We start from the raw sequence: 6,528 nt of genomic DNA, 5'->3' as shown, positions 1-6,528 counted from the left end.
ACAAAGCTCGCGCCAAACTCGGCCGCGCCTATCCAGCCACCCCCAAAGAGTCAAAATCACTGTGATAGACCACTAGTAGCCTAATGGGCTACACGCCGTTCCGCGCCGACAGCCAAGTGTGTTCAAGTGGATGAAGGGTGATACATCAAAAGAATTAAGCGGCGAAGGCCCATAAACCGGGAGACCGACGAGGTGAAACAGCATCGCCTTTCGCATACCGTAATGCGCGACAGTGCGGCGGCGGTGGGTTGGCGCCAAAGTCAGGAGGGTTCAGGTCTTGCTTTCTTCGATCCTGTCGAGATGCTTCTGGAGCTCGTCGGTGGCGTCGTGGATGCTCTCGCCATTTCGTCGCGACTACTGCGGCATGTCCGTTTGGGGTCAACAGGCGCCCTTTCGCTCCCGGTACGATGATTTCCGGTCAGGCCCAGCGAGCGGACATATTCGGAGTCGGCCGGAAGGTCTCAGACGGGGCCATCAGCCGACATGATTGCTTCTGAATCTAGGAGCCCGGGCCTCGGAGCAGCACCGGTCGAGGTCTTGAGATCAATCCGACCGCCGGGGGCCGAGCAACCACCCGATCTCTGAGCGGAACGCAACCCTCTCTCCGGCGTCGGAGACTGGACTCCCAAGAGTGCCGACACACCTTCCCGACGAAACGACGTGTGGGCAGTCGCAAACTGTCATCTCAAGCGTTCGGCCGCCGCCAGCGTTGGCGCTGGATAGCGGGCATAGAGGGTGTCGACGCGGTCCCGCCACATCGCCACGAACGCGCCCGAGGTGAGGCGATCGACCGACTTCCATTCGCGTTTGACCGCCGGCAGCGTGTTGCCCCAGATGGCGCGCTTGCACCATCGCTCGCCCTTCGCCGAGCCCTCCTGGGTTGCGCACATCGACTTCCAGGCAATCCGCTGCGGATGGCTGACGTGTTCGGCGGCTCCTTCCCCGCCCTGCTGGTGGATCAGGTAGAGATCGGAAAACGTCGGCTGCTTGTGAGTTATTACTTCGAATAGAACAGCCTCGGTGACGAACTTGTAGGCGGCAGCCATCGCGTTGTCGCGAGGATTGAGGATGTCGCCCGATCCGTATTTGCCGAACTCAGACTTGCTTAGCTGGAACAGACCGACATAGGAGCCGGTGCGTTCCCTGGGATTGAAATCGGATTCGATTTTGGCGACCGCCTTCATGAAATTGGCATCGACACCGAACGCCTTGGCCGCGCGTTCGACTTCCTGGACGGGCGTTCCGAGCGGAACGTCGCTCAATGCCGCTAGAGCGATCTTCGCGGGTTTCTCCGGCGGCGGAATTTCCGAGTAGACGTAGTACTTCAGATACGGCAGTTCGCCTTCGTCCGGATTGGGCGAAGCAGGCGGACGGCCCTGCTGTGGCGTTGCCTCGTTCTCAGGCGGCACAGCCTCAAGGCTGGCACTGGCCTGCAACATTCGTCCTTGTCGCAGCGAACGGGTCACATCGGACAGCATCACCGCGTCCGGTGCATCGCTGAATTCCGCCGCAACAATCGCATTAGCCGATGATGTTGTATCGAATTTCGCCTCGATGACCGAGGCGGGCAACGCTGCGAGGGCGTTTGTCAGGACCGTCGTCACGTTCAGTGGGATGGCGCTGAATGCATCAGCAACTCTCGCATTCGGCGTTGCGACGCTCGGGCGCGATACCGCGATCTGATAAATCGCGGCAAGCGAAATCGCGGTCAGCGCGCCGGCAACACAGCTTGCTTGCCAAATCTTCAATGTCGCCAGCCGCGCCGCCGCGGTTTCCCCATTCAATTCCGACTGCAGATCCCCGACTTGGCGCGCACATTAAGGGGGCAAAGGGAAGACAATAGGGCGCACCTGTGGCGCAGGTGCGGCCTGTCTCGGCCGCGTCGCCAAGATCGCCTAGATTGGAAGTTGCGGTCTTTGCGCCTCCCGCCGAGGGACAGGACAGACGCCATGTCGAAACCATCGCCAAGCAAGGCATCTTCGCGCGTTAGCGCATCGAGACCGGTGCCCGCGCGCACGTCGCTTCCAAGCTCCTCGAGTCCGCGACGTGGCAAGACCTCGGAGTTGCTCGGGCGGTTCGCTGGGATGGACAATCGCAATCCGCTTTATGGCCGCTAGCGTCGGTCTCAGCGCAAGCCGGTCGAGCTAAGCTCAGGGCTGCCATGACCGCTATGCCCGCAATGAACGTCTGCCGTCGCGTGTGCTCCTCTCGCCCCAGCGTTGCAGTCTGCCACAGCGCTTGCCGCGCCTTGCATAACAGTAAACCAGGGCGCCAACGTCTCAGTTGGGTCAAAATGCGAAGAACTCAAGGTGAGCAAATCTAGTCGGCTCCACCCCGCTGAGCGGACCTCGACGACATGTGCCGCCACTTCGCTGATGGGCCAGAATCGGGACTCTCACCGTTCTGGCCCAACATGGAGGCACGCGATTCTGAGGCATCGCCGCGAGCCGGACGATTATTGGTCGGCTACTTAGCAAGCAGGTGCTGTGTAAACCATTCGGTCGCTGGTCCGGCGGAGGCTTCGAAATCCTTCACGTAGGCGTCAAAATGGCCGCCGGTCAGCGTCACGAGACGCTTAGGCTCAAGCGCCCGCTCATAGGCCCCCAGGGCCAGGTCCGCGACCGTAAGGACATCACCAAGCGCAACCACCATCATCAGTGGCGTAGGGCTAATAAAGGCGGCATAACTTCCGGGCTCGTATTCGGTGAACATCTCGATAGAGCGGAGGGTAACCTCATTCTTCCAGGAGGGCGCACGGCTGCGAGCAGTCTCGGTGAACCATTTCCAACTGTCCGGTGTAGGGAGGGCGGATGGCGCCGCCGGATCTTCGGCCACCACTGGAATCATAGCCGGCGGCTTCCCGGCCATGCGAGCACGACGATCGTCGACAAACATCTGTTGCACCCCGGCAAGGTAGTCGGCTCGAATTAGGCGACGTGCATTGTCGTGACCGCTGGCGAGCGGGACTTGCGCCACTACACATTTTGCCCGTCGATCGATTGCCCCGACCACCATCACATGACCACCGCTGTAACTTGAGCCCCAAATACCGATGCGCGCGGGGTCCGTCTCAGGCAGTGCTTCGGCAAACGTGATGGCGTCTCGATAGTCGCTAACCTGTAGCCAGGGGTCGATTTCCTGTCGGGGCTCGCCGTCGCTCGCGCCGAAATTGCGGTTGTCGAACACCAAAACGCCAAGCCCGGCCGCGGCAAAGGCGTCCGCAAAGCGATCAAGATACATTTCCTTCACGGCGGAGAAGCCGTGAGCCATAACAATGGTAGGCACCTTGCCGGTTCGGTTCTCTGGCAGATAGTGCCAGCCTCGCAACTTGATGCCGTCCTCGGTCTTGAATTCGATGTCCTTGCGCATGGCCACATTTCCTCCCACTACGGTTACGATGCGACCGTGGCGTCCATGTCGAGGCGCCGCGAGCCGCCATTCGATGGCGGCGTTGCCAACGACCGCAATGAAATTGCGCCGCCTCACAGGTCTTCCCTTAGGCGAGGAGGCACTCTAACACATCACCGAATGGGAATGTCTTGTGCGTCACAGCAAAGTTGCCCGGCCATGTCCGGGTTGGGTCAAGAACGGCAATGCATTGCTTAAGCAGACGAGTTCTGCTTCGCCCTCAAAAACCGATACTTGGCACTTTATGGCTGAGATCTTCTCGGGTATCCCCAATGAAGGCGTGGTAGAAGGCGAGCCGCCTGTCCCGGGGCTACCCGCCGGCTTCGACGCGGCGGCACAGTTTGGGCACAAGCTGCTGCAGGCGCCTCCCTCGGCCGTGAACTTGCTCGACACAGGCCAGGACTTGCTACTTCGACGTCGCACGCGCCAGAAAGTCTGTGAGCGCGCGGCGGTCCTCGGCTGAGCCAATATGCTGCTCCGGCATCTTCGTGCCGGGCGTATAGGCATTCGGTCCGATCTCGAACAGTTTTGAGACGGTCTCCGGCGTCCAGACGATGTCCATCGTCTTGAGCGCCTCGGAAAAGCGATAGCCCGGCAGCGAGGCGATCTTTCGGCCGTAAATCCCGGCAAGCGTTGGACCGGCACGCTGGACTTCGGTTTCCGACAGCGTGTGGCAGGCGACGCAGGCCCTGAAGATTTCGGCGCCGTGATCGCCGGCATAGGCGGCGAGCGGATCGGTCGATGTACCAAACACGTTCGAGCCGACGGCATCGCCGGTCAGTGCATTCCAGCGCCTGATCTTGCCGTCAGCGCCACCGGTCAGGAGCGTCGCGCCATCGGACAGGAACGCGACCGACCAGACCGCCAGATTAGGACCGACGAGCTTGCGCAGCGTGCTGCGCGCCTTGCGATCGACGATCGACACGGTGCCGCGAACGCCGGCCGCGGCAATCAAGGTGCCGTCACCCGAGATCGCCAAGGCCACGATCGGCGTGCCGCTGGCCGCGACGTCGCCGCTCTCCTTCCCGTCGGAGGTCATCATGCGGAGCCTACCGTCCGCCGCGCCTGTGACGATTTCGCCATCTGGCGCGATCGCAACTGCGTTCAATGGTGCCGGCGACGTGGCAATCTCGGACGTACCATCCGTCAGGCGCCAGATCCGTGCCGTCATGTCGTAGCCCACGCTCACGACCGACCGTCCGTTAGGTGTGAAGGCAACGCCGTTGACGTTCTGCGAATGCCCCTCGAGCACGCGCGACGTGCCATCCGACAGTGACCAAAGCCGCACCGTACCGTCCCAGGAGGCGGATGCGATTGTCGACACATCCGGCGAGACGGCAATGGCAACGATTGGCCCCGTATGGCCTTCAAAGACTCTGTCAGGGTCCTGCCGGTCTGCCGTCCAGATCGCGATGCGTCCATCCGCGCCCGCCGTTGCCACTCTCCTGTCCTTGAGAAACGCAACGGCGTTCACCGCGTCCGAATGAAACCGAAGCACTTGCTCCGCGGCTTCGGTCGTGAGCGACCAGCGGATCGCGGCAGTGTCAAAGCTTCCCGACAGGACCGTCGCACCATCGCCTGAAACAGCAATCGCTCGTACAGGTCCGCCGTGTCCCATCAATTCGGCGTATGCAATTCTCGGAATCAGAAGCACCGAAGTGGTGAGAACCGCGGCAATCAGACGCAAGGTCACACTCATTCAGTCTTCTCACGCGATCTCGATGGACCCCGTGCCCATTCTGCCCGTTTTCTCAAGCGAGACGAAGGCCCTTCCGCGTTCTCAGTAGCTATTTTTCCAGGGCTACGATGGTCTTCTTTGAGAGAGATTGGCGCTTGCCTCACGAACTCGGTGAGGCTTCTGCATTCCCTTTTTGACCGGCGCAGCTCCTTTCCTCGAGCAGCCTCGGGCTGGATGCGGCGTGCATCTCCTTGGCGATGTAGAACGGGCGGCCCCAGTGATGCCGGCGCAAGAACATTAGCAGGATGAAGTCGTCCGGGTCCTTCATCATGACGTTGTCGATCTCGGTGAAGTAGATTTTCACGGCGATCCTTCCATTGCGCGTGAAATCATTGATCGGATTAAGGCTCTTCGACTTTGTACCTACATAACGGAGTGGGTTCCTTCCCCCCTTTCTCCTCCGGGGGGTTATCCTATCCGGGCTGTGTTTGGCCCTGTTGATAGTTCTGCCCACGCTCGGCTCATTGCCGCTGCTGCGGTCCCCGCGTGGCGCTGCGGCACTACCAAGCTGTCATGAACCGGCAGCGCTGGTGTCCCGTCGGCGTTGAGAACCTTCAGCGCGCGCATCATGATGTCGGAGTCTCGGCGCATTAGGCGAATGCCTGCGTCGGAGCCGAAGGCGCCGGCAATAGGGTTGTGCTTGGCGCGGACAGCAAGAATGACCTCGGCGGCCTTCGTCCTGTCGTTCGGCGCTGAGAAGCCCGCGGCCTGGCTGAGCGCACCGATTGCGCCCTGCGTCGTCGCGGCATTGAGCGCGATATTCACGGCGAGTTTGACGTCGACGCGTTGCCATCCTGGGATTGCATATGGATCGCCCGCCGGCATCGGCGTGTTGGCCTCGTTATAGAGCATGGATAAGTGCATCGCGCGAAAGTCGAGTTCGGCCGTCGTCATCCCGTTGATTGTGATGCGCTTGCGCCACTCCTTCGGAATGTTTTGGTGCCAGCCGTAGGCCCTTCCGCCGAGCTTGAACGAGCTGCGGGCGAAGATCCGCCGCACTGGATTGCCTGGCACCGGCCGGATGAAGCTTTGGGCCCCGTTGGCACTGGTGAAGACCATGTATCGGCCTCGCCAGGCCACGCCGTCGAGCTCGATTTTGATCGACGAGAGCATGTCATTGACCTCGCGCAGTTCTCCCCGCAGACGCGCGGTCATGGCGGTGTCTTGGTAGCCGGTGCTGTCGCCGTTGGCGTCGCGCAGCACTATTGGGTCACCGGGGCTATAGTGCAGCGCTTGCGGTCGACTTCGCCAAACGCCCATCAGCTCCTCCGTGGCCTCTAGCCAAGATTGCCAGCCGCGATTTCCGCTATTTGATGCACACATCTTTGTTGCGAAGATCGGCGAAGACTGATTCCCTGGCGGGAGGTAGTCTTGTGGAGAAC

Annotated in this window: 4 protein-coding genes and 1 pseudogene; all 5 read right to left on the bottom strand. The window is 61.1% G+C overall.

Annotation, left to right across the window (positions count from 1 at the left end; all coding sequences use genetic code 11):
• Positions 1 to 680: 680 nt before the first annotated feature.
• Positions 681 to 1,784, bottom strand: coding sequence for a transglycosylase SLT domain-containing protein (locus AAFX91_RS37480; protein WP_245475638.1), 1,104 nt, complete (start codon positions 1,782 to 1,784; stop codon positions 681 to 683).
• A gap of 682 nt (positions 1,785 to 2,466) precedes the next feature.
• Entirely contained in the window at positions 2,467 to 3,369 is a 903-nt protein-coding gene (locus tag AAFX91_RS37475) for an alpha/beta hydrolase (protein ID WP_130576912.1), read from the bottom strand.
• A gap of 445 nt (positions 3,370 to 3,814) precedes the next feature.
• Positions 3,815 to 5,107 carry a c-type cytochrome gene (locus tag AAFX91_RS37470; RefSeq protein ID WP_394569853.1) on the bottom strand — a complete coding sequence of 431 codons (1,293 nt, stop codon included), beginning with the start codon at positions 5,105 to 5,107 and terminating at the stop codon, positions 3,815 to 3,817.
• A gap of 139 nt (positions 5,108 to 5,246) precedes the next feature.
• A complete protein-coding gene (locus tag AAFX91_RS37465; protein ID WP_130576910.1) occupies positions 5,247 to 5,450 on the bottom strand; it encodes a hypothetical protein in 204 nt (67 codons plus the stop codon).
• 104 nt (positions 5,451 to 5,554) lie between these two features.
• A pseudogene (locus AAFX91_RS37460) lies at positions 5,555 to 6,528 on the bottom strand (hypothetical protein); the annotation flags it as partial.

Origin of the sequence: Bradyrhizobium sp. 31Argb (genome assembly GCF_043638955.1) — a bacterium.
Taxonomy (GTDB): domain Bacteria; phylum Pseudomonadota; class Alphaproteobacteria; order Rhizobiales; family Xanthobacteraceae; genus Bradyrhizobium.
This window is presented reverse-complemented; position numbering and strand designations above follow the sequence as displayed.

What these genes read in the sequence shown, in the direction of transcription:
- AAFX91_RS37470 (WP_394569853.1), bottom strand. Translation starts at nt 5,107, where the DNA reads ATGAGTGTGACCTTGCGTCTGATTGCCGCGGTTCTCACCACTTCGGTG.
- AAFX91_RS37475 (WP_130576912.1), bottom strand. Translation starts at nt 3,369, where the DNA reads ATGCGCAAGGACATCGAATTCAAGACCGAGGACGGCATCAAGTTGCGA.